The organism is Cyclobacterium xiamenense (assembly GCF_009467825.1).
Lineage (GTDB): Bacteria > Bacteroidota > Bacteroidia > Cytophagales > Cyclobacteriaceae > Cyclobacterium > Cyclobacterium xiamenense.
In genome coordinates this window covers 60,286-74,964 of sequence record NZ_WIOK01000001.1, presented here as the reverse complement: position 1 = coordinate 74,964, position 14,679 = coordinate 60,286, and the positions used below count along the sequence as shown (strand labels likewise).

12 protein-coding genes and 1 tRNA gene are annotated in these 14,679 nt (G+C 48.4%); 1 reads left to right on the top strand and 12 read right to left on the bottom strand.

Annotated features, from left to right (window positions below):
- Positions 1-24 precede the first annotated feature (24 nt).
- Genes GCU44_RS00315 through GCU44_RS00285 form a run of 7 tightly spaced genes read right to left on the bottom strand, consistent with a single transcriptional unit; the run spans position 25 to position 9,324 of the window.
- Positions 25-1,056 carry a cytochrome c oxidase subunit II gene (locus GCU44_RS00315; protein WP_154852261.1) on the bottom strand — a complete coding sequence of 344 codons (1,032 nt, stop codon included), beginning with the start codon at positions 1,054-1,056 and terminating at the stop codon, positions 25-27.
- Positions 1,057-1,081: 25 nt separating this feature from the next.
- Positions 1,082-2,368 carry a quinol:cytochrome C oxidoreductase gene (locus GCU44_RS00310; RefSeq protein ID WP_092172181.1) on the bottom strand — a complete coding sequence of 429 codons (1,287 nt, stop codon included), beginning with the start codon at positions 2,366-2,368 and terminating at the stop codon, positions 1,082-1,084.
- Positions 2,368-2,994, bottom strand: coding sequence for a c-type cytochrome (locus tag GCU44_RS00305; protein WP_092172178.1), 627 nt, complete (start codon positions 2,992-2,994; stop codon positions 2,368-2,370). Before GCU44_RS00305 ends, GCU44_RS00310 begins: the two co-directional genes overlap by 1 nt.
- 14 nt (positions 2,995-3,008) lie before the next feature.
- Complete coding sequence (locus GCU44_RS00300; RefSeq protein ID WP_154852258.1) at positions 3,009-3,539, bottom strand: DUF3341 domain-containing protein; 531 nt, start codon at positions 3,537-3,539, stop codon at positions 3,009-3,011.
- Positions 3,540-3,541: 2 nt separating this feature from the next.
- Positions 3,542-4,906 (bottom strand): NrfD/PsrC family molybdoenzyme membrane anchor subunit, encoded by a 1,365-nt coding sequence (gene nrfD, locus GCU44_RS00295; RefSeq protein ID WP_092172173.1) that lies wholly within the window; start codon positions 4,904-4,906, stop codon positions 3,542-3,544.
- An 18-nt stretch (positions 4,907-4,924) separates the two neighbouring features.
- Entirely contained in the window at positions 4,925-8,023 is a 3,099-nt protein-coding gene (locus GCU44_RS00290; protein ID WP_154852255.1) for a TAT-variant-translocated molybdopterin oxidoreductase, read from the bottom strand.
- 32 nt (positions 8,024-8,055) lie between these two features.
- Positions 8,056-9,324, bottom strand: coding sequence for a c-type cytochrome (locus GCU44_RS00285; protein WP_154852253.1), 1,269 nt, complete (start codon positions 9,322-9,324; stop codon positions 8,056-8,058).
- Positions 9,325-9,693: 369 nt separating this feature from the next.
- Here GCU44_RS00285 and GCU44_RS00280 point away from each other — a divergent pair.
- Positions 9,694-9,764: transfer RNA gene (locus tag GCU44_RS00280), tRNA-Cys, on the top strand.
- Positions 9,765-9,943: 179 nt separating this feature from the next.
- Here the strand turns inward: GCU44_RS00280 and rpsA are convergent.
- The 5 genes from rpsA to tsaD all read right to left on the bottom strand — a co-directional run bounded on the left by rpsA (position 9,944) and on the right by tsaD (position 14,677).
- Positions 9,944-11,725 (bottom strand): 30S ribosomal protein S1, encoded by a 1,782-nt coding sequence (gene rpsA / locus GCU44_RS00275; RefSeq protein ID WP_092172164.1) that lies wholly within the window; start codon positions 11,723-11,725, stop codon positions 9,944-9,946.
- A gap of 179 nt (positions 11,726-11,904) precedes the next feature.
- Positions 11,905-12,414 (bottom strand): HNH endonuclease, encoded by a 510-nt coding sequence (locus tag GCU44_RS00270; protein ID WP_092172818.1) that lies wholly within the window; start codon positions 12,412-12,414, stop codon positions 11,905-11,907.
- Positions 12,415-12,422: 8 nt separating this feature from the next.
- On the bottom strand, positions 12,423-13,238 hold the full coding sequence (locus tag GCU44_RS00265) for a C40 family peptidase (RefSeq protein ID WP_154852250.1): 816 nt from the start codon (positions 13,236-13,238) through the stop codon (positions 12,423-12,425).
- Complete coding sequence (gene smpB, locus GCU44_RS00260; protein ID WP_154852247.1) at positions 13,204-13,668, bottom strand: SsrA-binding protein SmpB; 465 nt, start codon at positions 13,666-13,668, stop codon at positions 13,204-13,206. Before smpB ends, GCU44_RS00265 begins: the two co-directional genes overlap by 35 nt.
- Complete coding sequence (gene tsaD / locus GCU44_RS00255) at positions 13,661-14,677, bottom strand: tRNA (adenosine(37)-N6)-threonylcarbamoyltransferase complex transferase subunit TsaD (RefSeq protein WP_154852244.1); 1,017 nt, start codon at positions 14,675-14,677, stop codon at positions 13,661-13,663. Before tsaD ends, smpB begins: the two co-directional genes overlap by 8 nt.
- Between the last annotated feature and the right edge of the window lie 2 nt (positions 14,678-14,679).

The following is a 14,679-nucleotide window of genomic DNA, read 5'->3' as shown; positions in this document are numbered from 1 at the left end:
TTATACGTAGTTTATCAATGAGTATTATTCTTCGTTAATGTAAATATCCGCCAATTCCTTCAAGTCAGCTGGCAAATCGACTACCAAATCCGGGTTGCTTTTGATAAAAGGCGTTTGTTCCGCCATCCATTTGCGGTATTCATCCGGCTCAACAACGGTAATCGTCTTTCGCATGGAGAAGTGGCCACTTCCGCAAACTTCTGTACACGCGATCTCGTATTCAAACTCCTCGTCGCCCAATTCCGCCCGCATTTCGGCGGTCGTTTTATTTGGAACGAACCAGAACCGGGTTGGCATGCCTGGTACTGCATCCATTTTCAGTCGCATGTGAGGAGCAAACACCGAATGCAACACGTCACGTGCACGTATCTTGAACAATACCGGCTCGCCTTTAGGAATCACCACATTTTGGGCCGGGAAGTCGTCAAAGGAGTTCTTGTCCGTAAAATCAATACCCCTGGAATTCATGGCCGTTGTCAAGCGGTAATCGTAATCGCCCAACTGATTGTCTGCACCAGGATAACGAATGTCCCATGCAAACTGATACCCCATGATTTCCACCACGTGGGCGTCTTCAGGAGCAGGCCCTGTGATATCCGACCAGGCTTTCCATCCGGAGATAACCAAAACAGCCAGGACAACTGCCGGAACGAGCGTCCAAATGATTTCCAATTTGTTGTTATCCGGATAGTACGCAGCACGCTTATTTTCCTTGTATTGGTAGTGATAGCTAAACCAAAACAGCAAAATGTGGGTAAGGATAAAGATAAAACCAGTAACGGCCATGGTAATCCAAAACAGACGATCCGTGACAATGCCGTGTTCAGAGCCGATAGGTAGTTGGTAATTATCAAATTCTTTGATAGAATACCAAACCATCAACCCACCTGCTCCAATGAGAAACACCATGAACAAGGCCGCATTTACTTTATTACTGGTGGTCGCTATTTTCTTATCGGAACCCTTGGCAACCGAAATCAGGGTCTGAATTCTGTACACCATCCAGATTACCAGAATCAGAAGTAATACACCTATTGAAATAAGAAGTCCGTACATAATTTATAACTGTTTCGGAATGTAATTAAATGTGATGATGATAACTTTCTTCCAACATGGGATGGTTTTTGGCGATCAGGTTGTGCTTGGAGAGATTACTGAGCGCCACAAAAGCGAAAGCAGAACCATAAACCAGTAACATTCCCAACTCCATCAATCCAACGCCACCGTTATGCCCGAGTGTTCCCGGTTGAACCATCAGAAAGAAATCAATCCAATGCCCAAGAATTATCAGCGTACATACCAGTTTCAAGAAGATATTATGCCTTTTTGCATCTCTTGTCATAAGAACAAGAAAGGGTAAAACAAAGTTTAACACAATGTTTACAAATATATACGGTCCATACACGTCACTGGAAAGCCTTTCTATAAAATACACTGACTCTTCTGGAATGTTCGCATAATAGATCAACAGGAACTGAGAAAACCAGATATAGGTCCAAAAAATAGAAAAAGCAAAAACGAATTTTCCAAGATCGTGGATGTGATTTTGATTGACCATTTCCAGGTATCCCTGGTCCTTCAAGAATATAGTGACCAAGGTTATGGCAGACAAGCCGGCAACAAACCAGGATGCAAAAACATACCATCCAAACAATGTCGAAAACCAGTGGGTATCAATGGACATCACCCAGTCCCAGGCGCTTATGGAGGAAGAAACAGCAAAGAAAACCAGAAAAATGGCTGACCATTTTCGGATGGTATACCAATACGAGGTACCACCCTGTAGGTCTTCTTCGTAAGATAAGGACTTCAATTTATTAAAGAAAAACACCCAAAAGCCAAAAAACACCACCATCCGAACGATGTAAAAGATCGGGAAGGTCCCTTTTTCCATCGGCCAATAGAAAAAATTTCCCTTTCCATCGATGATGCGGTCGTAGGCCGGGTCGGCTTTGTCAAATACATAACTATGCGTCCAGTGAAACAGGTCGTGGTTGGCTACGAAAAAGGTGGCAAGCATCAAGACAGCTGCGATCGGTAGCCAATACCCGAAAGAAATCATTATTCGTAGCAATGCCGTGGACCAGCCCGCCTGCGCCGCATACTGGATCGCAAAGAAAAAGACGCCAATTATTGCTATTCCGGTGAAATACACATTATTAATCCAGATATTGGCAAAAAGACGCTTGGTCCAATGAAAGGCATGTCCGCCCTCTTCTCCCGCTCCATGACCACCACTTAAAGCAGCGGAAAGAATCCCGATCACCAACAGCAAGGCACCAATGCCACCCAGAATGAAAATAACCTTCTTTACCGAAGCGGTAAAATCAAATCTCTGATCCAAATTGTAGTTGTTTGCCTGTGCCATTATTGCGTCTGAATTTCTTGTTTAACATAGTGTACGATTTTCCACCTTCTGTCAGCAGTAATCTGCGAACCATGTGCACCCATTCTACCTTTGCCGTGTGTGATCACGTGAAAAATGTGACCTTCCGGTAGGTTGATATAGGCGCCTCCTTTCAAATTGGCCACACCTCCGATCACTTCTCCGACCTTTCCGTCACCTTCTCCTCCGGTACCATGGCAGGAAGAACAATACTGTACGTACAATTCCCTTCCTTCAGCAAGTACCTGATCGTCCACCTCAATGGGATTCTCTACCAATGCAGCGCCTTCCAAGTCTGCTACCCGCAACCGGTAGGGCAATACACCTCGTGGATCTCTCGGTACCGTATTGGGAACAGGCATACGCATGTTCATCTTGTGTTGATTGTTGGGGTTGCTATTGTAAAACTCTCCCTTACCATCTTCCCGGTTAGAAAGCCACATGCCTTCTTCTTCGTTCGGAATCTGGCTCAACGGCTCGTAAGGGACGGAATGATACATTTGAGGCGCGTATTCTGTTCCCGGATAGTCTCCTTCGGCACTGCAGGAAACCATTCCAAGTGCGATACCGACCACTGCCAAGCTATATATGGATGTTACTCGTTTCATTTGATAGCGATTACTTAGTCAAAACTTTTACTATTCACCTCCGTGGCGCCGGAACTCTTCAAGGCATCCTTGATTTTTTCCATATCCACGGAAGCATTGGTGGCGACATCGATGGCCATAATGTGCTTATCATCGGTACTTCTCAGGTCAAAAATCCGGGGTTGTCCCCAGGGCTTTAGGTTACTGCTGATCATAAACACCCCGACCATCCCAAAAGCTGCCAACAATACGGTCAACTCAAAGGTAACGGGAATAAAATCCGGAAAAGCTGCGTGGTCCTTGCCACCGATGATCATCGGCCAGTCGAATTTCATCATATAAAACTGCATGGTCAAGGCCAAGGTGGTTCCCAAAAGTCCAAACAGAAAAGCGGCAATGGGAAGACGGCTTCTTCTGTAACCCAGTTCCTCGTCCAGTCCATGAACCGGATACGGGGAAAATACTTCGTGAATTCGGATTCCAGTGGCGCGTACCTCTCTAACGGCATTCAGCAGAATGTCCTCATCATCAAAGACCCCCAGAATAAAATGCTTGTCTCTTTCCATGATTAGTTAAGTTTTTTTTCAGATGAAGATTTCAAAACTGACTTTACCTCTGCCATATTGATCACTGGGAAAAATTTGGCAAACAATAAAAACGCGGTAAAAAAGAAGCCAAAGGTAAAGAGGTAAACGCCAACATCGGTGATCGTCGGATAAAACATCACCCAGGAAGAAGGGAGGTAGTCGCGGTGTAGCGAAGTGACGATGATCACAAAACGCTCAAACCACATCCCTATATTTACAACCAGGGAAAGAATAAATGTCGCTACGATCGAAGTCCGGATCTTTTTGAACCAGAAAAGCTGTGGAGAAATCACGTTGCAGGTCATCATGGACCAATAGGCCCACCAATAGGGACCAAACATCCGGTTTACAAACGCATACTGCTCAGCCGCTACCCCGGAATACCAGGCGATAAAGAATTCCGTGATGTAGGCGATCCCCACAATAGACCCGGTAATGATGATCACAATATTCATCAACTCTATATGGCCGATGGTGATGTAATCTTCCAACTTGAATACTTTTCGGGTCACAATCATCAGCGTGAGTACCATGGCAAACCCGGAAAAGATTGCCCCTGCCACAAAGTAAGGCGGGAAAATGGTGGTGTGCCATCCAGGAATCACCGAAGTAGCAAAGTCAAAGGACACAATCGTGTGTACGGAAAGTACCAAAGGCGTGGCCAAACCGGCCAGAATCAGCGAAACACTTTCGTACCGCATCCAGGTACTGGCAGCCCCGTCCCATCCAAAACTCAACGCCCCGTAAATGGTCTTGCGCAAACCCGTCGCCCGATCCCGAATCGTGGCGAAGTCCGGAATCAACCCGATGTACCAAAAGACAAGTGAAACAGAAAAATAGGTGGAGATAGCAAATACGTCCCAAAGCAGGGGAGAATTGAAATTCACCCACAGCGACCCGTAGGTGTTTGGCAGAGGCAATGCCCAAATGGCACCGATCCAAGGTCTACCCATGTGAATCAAGGGAAACAGCGCCGCACAAATAACCGCGAAAATCGTCATGGCTTCTGCGGCCCGATTGATCGATGTCCGCCATTTTTGTCTGAACAAAAGCAAAACCGCCGAAATAAGGGTACCTGCGTGGCCGATTCCGACCCACCAAACGAAATTGGTGATATCCCAGGCCCAGCCTACGGTCTTGTTAAGCCCCCACATGCCAATGCCTTCCCAAAGGGTAGCTACCAGGGCCAAGCTGCCTATCAAAAGTGCACCTAAAGACACCGCCAATCCAAGCAACCAACCAACGGTAGGCTTTCCTTCGACCTGCCTGGCAATATCATTGGTGACGTCCTTGTATGTCTTACCGCCGGTGACCAGCGGATCGCGTACGGGTGAAGTAACCTGCATAGTTTATCGTTTTATTTTTTAAGCTTCGTTTTTGTCCTTATTTCTGATCTTGGTAAAGTACCACACGTTCGGGCTCACATTGATTTCCTCAAGCACGTGATAAGCCCGTTCCTCATTGACCTCCTTGATCGCCTCGGTTGAATTCTCTTCAATCTTCAGCATGCGGGAAACTTTTGACTCCGGATCGTTCATGTCACCAAAAACCAGCGCTTCGGAAGGACAAGCCACGGCACAAGCCACGTTAATATCTCCATCCTTGATCTTTCGGTTTTCACGCTTGGCGGTCAATTTACCCGCCTGAATACGCTGTACACACATGGAGCATTTTTCCATCACCCCTCTGGCTCTCACCGTTACATCCGGATTCAGAACCATTTTACCCAAATCATCATTTTGAGCCGTATTCACACCCGCAAACTCCTTGTTGTCGTGGTACTTGAACCAGTTGAATCGCCTTACTTTATACGGACAGTTGTTGGCACAGTAACGGGTACCGATGCAACGATTGTACGTCATTTGATTCAAGCCTTCGGAACTGTGCGTGGTCGCCACAACCGGGCAAACTGTTTCGCAAGGTGCATTATTGCAATGCTGGCACATCATGGGCTGGAAGGTCACTTCCGGGTTGTCAGCAGCCTGCTCCAATTCCTTGTTGGAACTGGCAGCTTCCGGCGAACTGTAGTACCGATCTATCCGGATCCAGGCCATTTCCCGGCGATTAAGCACTTCCTGCTTCCCAACAACGGCCACGTTGTTTTCCACCTGACAAGCGACGGTACACGCCGAACATCCGGTACAGGAATTCATATCAATAGCCAATCCCCAGTGGTGTTGGCTGTATTTATGTCCAGACCACAGCGAGATTTTGCTTGGCTTTACAAACTCTCCATCCTTGTATATTTCCGGATGATACCTTCCGGCACTTGCGTCTTCTTTGTATTCGCCCAGGGTAGCTTCTTGTATGACAAAACTCCTTCCCATGTACGTCTGATGCGTCTGGGTCTGCGCAATGCTGTACGCTTCTCCACTAAGACTCACACTCACCCCTTCGGTCAGGTCGTAGTTGACAAAGCCCTTGCTGCTGTTCAACAAAGCGTACGCATTCACACCCAATCCGTCGGCGACCCTACCGGCAGCCGTACGCCCGTAGCCAAGCGCCAGCCCGAAGGTACCATCCGCTTGTCCAGGCTGCACCAATACGGGAACCGTAAAGGAAACCCCATTGGCAGAAACATTCGCCAACTGCGTGGCTCCCTCCTTCATCTGCAAGCCGTTCTCATTGGCCCATTTTTGGGATACCGTGAGGTAATTGTCCCAGGTAGCCTTTGAAATCGGATCCGGCATTTCCTGCAACCAGGGATTGTTGGCAAATGCTCCGGAACCAATACCGGTTTTGACGTATACGGCCAACTCGGATCCAGATCCTTGCGCCTGATAGGTTTTGCCTATGGCCGCAGCTGCTGCTGCAATATCTCCGCTAGCGACAACCGTCGTTTCTTCGGCACCTTCTACTTCCGGAGCCTGATAGACCCCGTCGTGCAGACATTTGTCCCAGAAAGTTTGAAAATCGGAACCGTCGTCCAATCCTTCGTGTACTGCTTGCCAGGCTTCACGGATAAAATCGAAATAAGAAGTCGTATTTCCGGCCCATTTCAAAAAGCTTTCGGGCGCCTGTCTGGTATTAAACAAAGGAGAAATGGTTGGCTGAGCCAGGCTGTACATGCCTTTCTTCGGCAGGTAATCGTTCCAGGATTCCAGGTAATGGTGATCCGGCGCCAGGTACTGCACCAGCGAGGCGGTCTCGTTTTTCACTTCAGCGGTGGATACCGACACTTTCGCCTTGGCAATCCCTTCGGCCAGGGCCTGTCCACCACCGAAATCGTAGACTGGGTTGCAATTGTAAAAAATAACTGCTCCCACACGTCCACCGTTCAGGTCCGTGATCAGCTGATTCATGCGCCGATCGTCACCCTTGCGGAAATGGACCGGATGTTGAAAATCTACGGTAGTACCGGCATTTCCCAACAGTTCGTTGATCGCGTGGATGACCACCTGCACGTTCGGATCGTTTGACCCGGACACAACCAGAGAATTTCCACGGCTGGCCCATAGTTCATCGGCTGCTTTTGCCAGGTAGGGCAAATCCACTGATGCGCCCGCAACAGTGCCGGACCCGGCCTTTTTGGCGAGCAGGTTATAAAGTGACAATACCGCCAGTCCGCTTTGGGAAGGGCTAATTGGGCTGCGGTAATCTGCATTAGCTCCGGTAAGGGATAAGTTGGATTCAAACTGGAAATGTCGGGACATTTCTGGTTTTTCTTTTGAAATTTTTCTACCCTTGCTGTATTGCCGGGCAAATTCGATGGGAGAAATCCAGCTGCCCAAAAAGTCTGCCCCAAAACTCACAATGACCTTCGCCCGGTCAAAGTAGTACGAAGGCAATATTTTCGAACCATAAAAAGATTCGCTGGCCCGGGTAATGCCGTAGTTGGAAATTGGATCGTAGGTAACCAAATCCACGTCCCCAAACCGTTCAGCAAACTGCTCGATCGCACGTTCGGTACTTGGGGAGAGGATCGTATTCGCAACAATTTTGATGGAGCCAGCCGATGCCAGTTTGCTACCCAATTCCGCGTCCAATGCACTCCATTCGGCAGGTTGTCCGTTTATTTGAGGACCGGTCAGTCTGGCCTTATCGTACAAGGAAAGCACCGAAGCCTCCACAATGGCGTTGGTGCCGCCTCCCGTAATGGGAGAAAGGGTGTTTCCATCGATCTTTATGGGACGCCCTTCCCTTGTTTTTACCACAATGGAAGCATAATCACCGCCATTGGCAAAGGTAGATGCGTAATAATTGGGAACAGATGGATTGATATCAACGGGCTTGTTAACGTAGGGGATGGCTTTTCTCACGGGAGCTTCGCAAGCGGCCAAAGAAGCTGCTGCCACACTAAATCCCATCATCTTCAAAAAATCCCTTCGGGAAGATCCGTTATCCTCGGCCTGGCCTTTTTTGGAAGTAAAACCCGGAAATTCCTGATCGGCATGTTTTACAAACTCGGGATCGTTTGTCAACTGTTCTAAGCCTTTCCAATATGTCTTTTTATTTTCTTTCATTGTATATTAAAGAAAAGAAGGTTCGTAAAGATTTAATAGTGACACTTCGCACATTCCAGTCCACCAATATCCTTGACCTTCAAGGCATCTTTGGATTCGGAATGCAACTGCACGAGTTTATCGTAATATTCGTTGCCTTGCGTGGTTATCTCCGTATTGCGGTGGCAATCGATGCACCAGCCCATGGTGAGGGAGCTGTGTTGGTACACCACTTCCATTTCCTCAATGGGACCATGGCAGGTCTGGCACTCCACACCGCCCACGGCCACGTGCTGGGAGTGATTAAAGTAGGCCAGATCGGGTAGGTTGTGGACCCGCACCCACTCGATGGGCTGATCGTTGTCCACGGCTGCATAGATTTTGGCAATTTCCGGAGAAATGCCCTCTTTTCCACCGACATTCTGAATATGCATGTGGCAATTCATACAGATATTGGCAGAAGGAATATTCGCTGACTTGCCGATCTCTACACCTGTGTGACAGTATTGGCAGGGGATTTCGTACTGTCCTGCATGCAGCTCGTGGGAGTACGCAATGGGCTGAGAGGGAGCGTATCCCTGCTGCACCCCAATGGTGTACAAGCCATCAACCGCTGTTTTGACCACAAAAGCCAAAACAATGGTGGTAACGATCACGATAAACCCATCACTTTTCAATATGGATAGGTAATCGGTTTTCTGATTAATAAATTCTTTGTCGTCGGCATCCAGCTTGTCGCTGTTGTTCATGTATTTGGTAAGTACCGACACGATCAACCCAAGCACCACCAGCACCAAAATCAGGACGATCACCAGGACCACCAAAATAATGGTCAGGTATTCACTGGGAATTCCTCCTCCGGAACCGCCCCCCACTGCTGCCCCGCCTGCTGCCGCACTGGCCGCAGCCTCGGGGTCTGCCTTGTCGCCATACTCGATGTAGGCCAATAGGTTCATCAAGTCCCCATCACTCAAAAAGTCGTGTGCTGGCATGACGGCATTGTTGTATTCTTTGTAGAGCGCAACCGCTGTCGCATCTCCACTCTGAATCACTGCCTGTGAGTTGAGGATAAACCGCTTGGTCCAGTCTAGCTCCCTCCGTTCGGTAACGCCTCGCAATGCGGGACCGATTAATTTCTGATCCAGCCGGTGACAGGTTTTACAGTTGGCATTGAAAATAGACTGACCCGCGGAGATAGCGTCCTCGCTATCCGGTACTTCAGGGTCCACCGCGTAGGCCTGCAACCCTATAAAGAGGAAGATAAGGACCATCAGGTGGAATACGCGAAAGGAAACCCCTAATAATGAGCGTTTGATCGACATAGTTATGTATACTTTTTCAGATTATCTCAGTGCAATTCAAATTCCCCACAAATGTACTACCCAACTTCTATTTTTCAAACTTGCTGCGAAGGGGGGTAGCTGATTGGTTAAAAATTGTAAAATGATTGTAATTCTTTGTATTTCAATGTATTACAAAAAAGGTTACCGCCAACCAATTAATTTAGAATTAATATAAATAAAGCTATTTGCACATAATTTGCAAAATATAATTACCCGGGGATACAAAGGCCGGCTCCGGATCAAAATATTCGCAAAAAATAGGGGCTTTCATTGAAAATAATATTTTTTAACCGGTTGATTTGAATGGGGAGTATTTAATCCCTAAATTTGCGCTTCGATTACGAATCAGGTCGAGTGGCCGAGTGGCTAGGCAGAGGTCTGCAAAACCTTGTACAGCGGTTCGAATCCGCTCTCGACCTCCGAAAAGCACCCCATAAAGGGTGCTTTTTTTTGTTTCTCCTTCCGGGTACGCGTCAACTCTTGGCGGCTAACGGGAAGGAATTTTTGCCAAAAAAAGTACCCATTGGTAGAAAAAAGAGAACAAAAAAAGCGCTAACCGTTTCCGGAAAGCGCTTTTGTACACCAATCGATTGCTCGATTACTTTTTGGACTGATCCATCTTTTCCTTCAATGCAGACAAGGCATCCAAATCCCCCAAGGTGGACTTTTCCGCTCCGGCACTGCTATCGGATCCGGTAGTCTTTTTCTTGGCGCCGGTAGCCGCTTTCTTTGGAGCTGCTTTTGGCATGGCTTCCTCTTTGAAAGTCGCCGTATGGGAAAGTACGATGCGTTTGTCGTCTTTAGAAAATTCCGTTACCCGGAAATCCAGGCTTTCGCCCGCTTCTGCTTGCGTTCCATCTTCCTTTTCGAGGTTTTTGGCAGTAGCGAAGCCTTCGAGCCCGTAAGGCAACTCCAATACGGCACCTTTGTCGTTCTTGGAGATAATGGAGCATTTGTGGCTAGAACCGATCGGGAACACACTCTCGAAGGTATCCCATGGATTTTCCTCCAGCTGCTTATGGCCAAGGGCCAGTCTTCGGCTATCCAGATCCAATTCCAAAACAATGACATCCAACTCGTCTCCCACCTTCACAAATTCGGAAGGATGCTTGATCTTCTTGGTCCAGGAAAGGTCGGATACGTGAACCAGACCATCGATTCCCTCTTCCAGTTCCAGGAACAGGCCGAAGTTGGTAAGGTTACGCACGATTCCTTTGTGCTTGGTACCGATGGCGTATTTTTCGCCCATTTCTGCCTTGGTCCAGGGATCTTCGGTCAGCTGCTTGATGCCCAACGACATCTTGCGCTCGTCCTTGTCCATGGTCAGTACCACGGCATCGATTTCATCTCCTACTTTCACAAAGTCGGCTGGGTTTCTCAGGTGCTGAGACCAGGACATTTCAGACACGTGAATCAGGCCTTCCACACCGGGCGCCAGCTCAAGGAATGCTCCGTAGTCGGCCACGTTGACAATTTTACCCTTCACCTTAGATCCGACTTCCAGACTGGCTGACAGGGAATCCCATGGATGCGGCGTCAATTGCTTCATGCCCAGGGAAATTCGCTTCTTATCATCGTCGAAGTCCAGTACCACAATCTGCACTTTGTCGTCCAGGTTAAGCACTTCTTCGGGATGATTGATTCGGCCCCAGGAGATATCGGTAATGTGCAGCAGTCCGTCTACACCACCCAAATCGATGAATACACCGAAGTTGGTCATGTTTTTGATCACGCCTTCGAGTACCTGACCTTTTTCCAGGTTGTTTAGGATCTCGGCTTTCTGCTTTTCAAGGTCTTTTTCTATCAATACTTTGTGGGAAACCACCACGTTGTCATTGGCATGGTTGATTTTCACCACTTTCACTTCCATCTTTTTGCCCACGTAGATATCAAAATCACGGATAGGCTTCACATCAATTTGCGATCCGGGAAGGAAGGCCTCCACACCGTAGATGTCCACGATCAATCCGCCTTTGGTTCGTCGCTTCACCAAACCTTCGATCACGTTGTCTTCTTCCAATGCCTCTTCGATCGTCTGCCAGGCTTTGACCATCTTTGCTTTCTTGCGGGATAGGACCAATTGCCCCAGGGAATTTTCCTGCTCCTCAATGAACAATTCCACCTCGTCGCCGATTTTCAGGTCTTCAAGGTCACGAAATTCGTTCAACGGAACCAGCCCGTCTGATTTGAAACCAATGTTGATGATCACGTCCTTGTCGTTGATTCCCACTACCGTACCGGTAATGACTTCCTTCTCGGTGATCTCCGTCAGGGTCTTGTCGTACAGCTTTTCCATCTCGGCCCGCTCAGCCTTGGTATAGCCTTCTCCAAAACCTTTGGTTTCGAATTTTTCCCAGTTAAACTCTTCTTGATTTGACATATTACTTAGTACAACCCTGATTTTCAACAGCCTTAGGGTCATCTGGCTGAGGTTTTATTTCGGATTTCCCCGCAATGGAGGAACCGTTCACCCGAACGGACTGCAAATTTACGAATTATTTTACCAATAGAAACGGGTAATCCACAAAAAATCAAGTTCTTTCTACGCCTGTTCCAAAACTAGCCCACCGGCTTGACCTCCAAAAAGGGCAACCACTCGGCCGCATGCCGTTCGGCATATTCTGCTAAAAAATAAGACAGCGTAGGCCGGAACGGTAGGGTGCGCAGCGTCATGCCTGCCTGTTCCGGTGTCTTGTCCCCCTTTAAGGTATTGCAGCGGTGGCAGGCCGTGACCAGGTTTTTCCAACTGCTCTTTCCTCCCTTTGACCGGGGAATCACGTGGTCCAGCGTCAAACGCTTATCGCCACCACAATACTGACAGGTATGCTGATCCCGCTTAAACAGGTTGTTTCGATTCAGCATCACCCCCTTGTAGGGAATGTTTTTGTACTCGTACAGTCGGATGACAGCCGGATACGGAAAAATACGGTCGACGGTACGGATTTCCAGGTAGTCAAAATGAACCAGTGAAGTTGCCTTTTCCAGAAAAGTCAGTACCAGTGCCTTTTGCACGTTGACAATGCCTACTGGCGTATGATCCAGATTCAGCACCAGTACCCGTTTTTCCATTCGCTCCTTCATTTTTTCATGAGATTTTTAACATGAAGAACCTGAGCGTTAGGAAATTTGTTTTTCGAAGGAAGCCAATTTTCGGGATCAAAATCCAAAAAACGAACTTTCCCGTCTATTCGCAGCAATTGCCCCTCCCCTGCATACAGACCGGCCTGGGAAGGGATCCCTTGTTCGTTAGCAAAAATCACCACGTCCCCTGCCTGCATGCCGGACAGGCCTACCTCCTCCCCGGCGGTCAGCAGTTCGGACAGGTAGTTCGGCACCCGATAGCCACCGATTTTAAAGACCAACTGCAGCCAACTTCCGTCAAATAGCCCGAAAAGACTTCTCCCACCGGAAAGGTAGGGTGCGTTGAGAAACGACCCGGCAATGGTAAGTAGTTGCCTTCGTGTCAGCTTTTCCGCGAAAGGCCGGCTTTCCCCCCTGAATGAAAATGAGGCCGCCCAGTCAAAAAGCTCGTTTCGGTCGGCGTGCAGCTGGCTTCCGGGCAGTAGGTGCAGCGGTGTTTTGTCCCAGATTAGTTGGCTGATAGGACTCGTGGTGATGTGTAAAGCCAACTGCCCCAACTGTTCAAACTCCGCTTCCTCCAGCGCATGGTGCTGGGAGGCCAGCATCCAGCCGGAGCCTGCCTGATTTTCTCCGGCTGAAAATAGCCATTTTCCATCTTCGCTCCGGCGGGAAATACGGTACCGTTCCCCAAAAAGCAGCTGGGAACTCATCCCGGAACCCGGCACCGGCTCCCGGTACAAGGAAAGCACCGCTATCCGACAGATTCCAAAAGCCGCTTCAGAAAGCCATTCGTTGGAGGTCGCGTTTTGCATCTTTTTCTTTTATGGATTGCCTTTTATCGTGTATTTTCTTTCCCTTCGCCAGCGCAATTTCCATTTTGGCGAGGCGCCGATCGTTGATGTATATCCGTACCGGTACAATGGAAAGGCCTTTTTCAGAAAACTTATTTTGAAGTTTCCGGAGTTCCTGTTTTTGTAACAGAAGTTTGCGCTCACGTACCGGGTCGTGGTTGTAATGCGTGGCAAGGGTGTAGGGCGCAATGTGCATCTGCTTGATAAATAACTCTTCGCCTTTAAAATAACAATAGGCCTCAGTCAGGGAAACCTTGCCCTCCCGGATCGATTTGATTTCCGAGCCCCGCAGTACCAGGCCCGCTTTGAATGTATCGATAAATTCAAACTCGTAGCTCGCCTTTTTATTTTTAATGTTGATGATCTTATCAAACGTGTTTTTCTTAGCCATGGTATCCAATTTTCATTTTTGCCAGCGGACTGATGTCCAGTTCGCAAAATTTCCCTTCCAGGAACTTATAATGTGCCGCCATGGCCACCATGGCGGCATTGTCGGTGCAATATTCCAGTTTAGGCAGATAAACTCGCCAGTTGTTTTCTTGCGCTGCTTCTTTTAACGCACGGCGCAGGCCGGAGTTTGCCGAGACCCCTCCTGCAATGGCCACCTCCCGAATCCCCCGTTCCCGGCTGGCTTTCACCAGCTTCTTCATGAGCATTTTGATGAGCGTATGCTGTACCGAAGCGCAAATGTCTTCCAGATTTTTGGCAATAAAACCCGGCTCTTTTCGACTATTTTCCCTCAGAAAATACAAAACGGCCGTCTTGATTCCGCTAAACGAAAAGGCAAGGTCCTTCATGTCGGATAGAGGAAAGGCAAAGGCCCCTGGGTCACCTTTTGCCGCCAACCGATCCAGATGAGGCCCACCGGGATAGGGCAATCCCAGTATTTTGGCAATCTTATCAAAGGCCTCTCCAACTGCATCGTCCAAGGTCTCACCAAGCACTTCCATATCCAGGTGGCTCCTGACAAGCACCAGCTGCGTATGCCCTCCACTTACCGTCAAACAGATAAAGGGAAATGCTGGTGAAGGGGCTTCGATAAAGTGCGCCAATACATGCGCCTCCATGTGGTTTACGTCAATCAGGGGGATATTCAACGCATAAGCAAATGCCTTTGAGAAGGAGCCGCCAACCAGCAGTGCCCCCATCAGGCCTGGCCCCCTGGTAAAGGCCACAGCGCCCAGGTCTTTTTTGGAGACGCCGGCTGAGCTAAGGGCTTCCGAGACCACCGGTATCAGGTGTTGCTGATGGGCACGGGAGGCCAACTCGGGCACCACCCCCCCATATTTCTCGTGCACGGATTGCGTGGCCACAATATTATTAAGTATTTTGCCATCAGAAATCACCGCTGCCGACGTTTCATCACAAGAGGATTCGATAGCCAATATAGTACAACTCATTT

Excerpts from the sequence above, each read along its gene's own strand:
- tsaD (WP_154852244.1), bottom strand. The coding sequence starts at position 14,677 with ATGAGTTGTACTATATTGGCTATCGAATCCTCTTGTGATGAAACGTCG.
- GCU44_RS00265 (WP_154852250.1), bottom strand. The coding sequence starts at position 13,238 with ATGCAAAACGCGACCTCCAACGAATGGCTTTCTGAAGCGGCTTTTGGA.
- nrfD (WP_092172173.1), bottom strand. The coding sequence starts at position 4,906 with ATGCAGGTTACTTCACCCGTACGCGATCCGCTGGTCACCGGCGGTAAG.
- GCU44_RS00310 (WP_092172181.1), bottom strand. The coding sequence starts at position 2,368 with ATGGCACAGGCAAACAACTACAATTTGGATCAGAGATTTGATTTTACC.
- GCU44_RS00315 (WP_154852261.1), bottom strand. The coding sequence starts at position 1,056 with ATGTACGGACTTCTTATTTCAATAGGTGTATTACTTCTGATTCTGGTA.
- rpsA (WP_092172164.1), bottom strand. The coding sequence starts at position 11,725 with ATGTCAAATCAAGAAGAGTTTAACTGGGAAAAATTCGAAACCAAAGGT.
- smpB (WP_154852247.1), bottom strand. The coding sequence starts at position 13,668 with ATGGCTAAGAAAAACACGTTTGATAAGATCATCAACATTAAAAATAAA.
- GCU44_RS00305 (WP_092172178.1), bottom strand. The coding sequence starts at position 2,994 with ATGAAACGAGTAACATCCATATATAGCTTGGCAGTGGTCGGTATCGCA.
- GCU44_RS00290 (WP_154852255.1), bottom strand. The coding sequence starts at position 8,023 with ATGAAAGAAAATAAAAAGACATATTGGAAAGGCTTAGAACAGTTGACA.
- GCU44_RS00270 (WP_092172818.1), bottom strand. The coding sequence starts at position 12,414 with ATGGAAAAACGGGTACTGGTGCTGAATCTGGATCATACGCCAGTAGGC.
- GCU44_RS00285 (WP_154852253.1), bottom strand. The coding sequence starts at position 9,324 with ATGTCGATCAAACGCTCATTATTAGGGGTTTCCTTTCGCGTATTCCAC.
- GCU44_RS00300 (WP_154852258.1), bottom strand. The coding sequence starts at position 3,539 with ATGGAAAGAGACAAGCATTTTATTCTGGGGGTCTTTGATGATGAGGAC.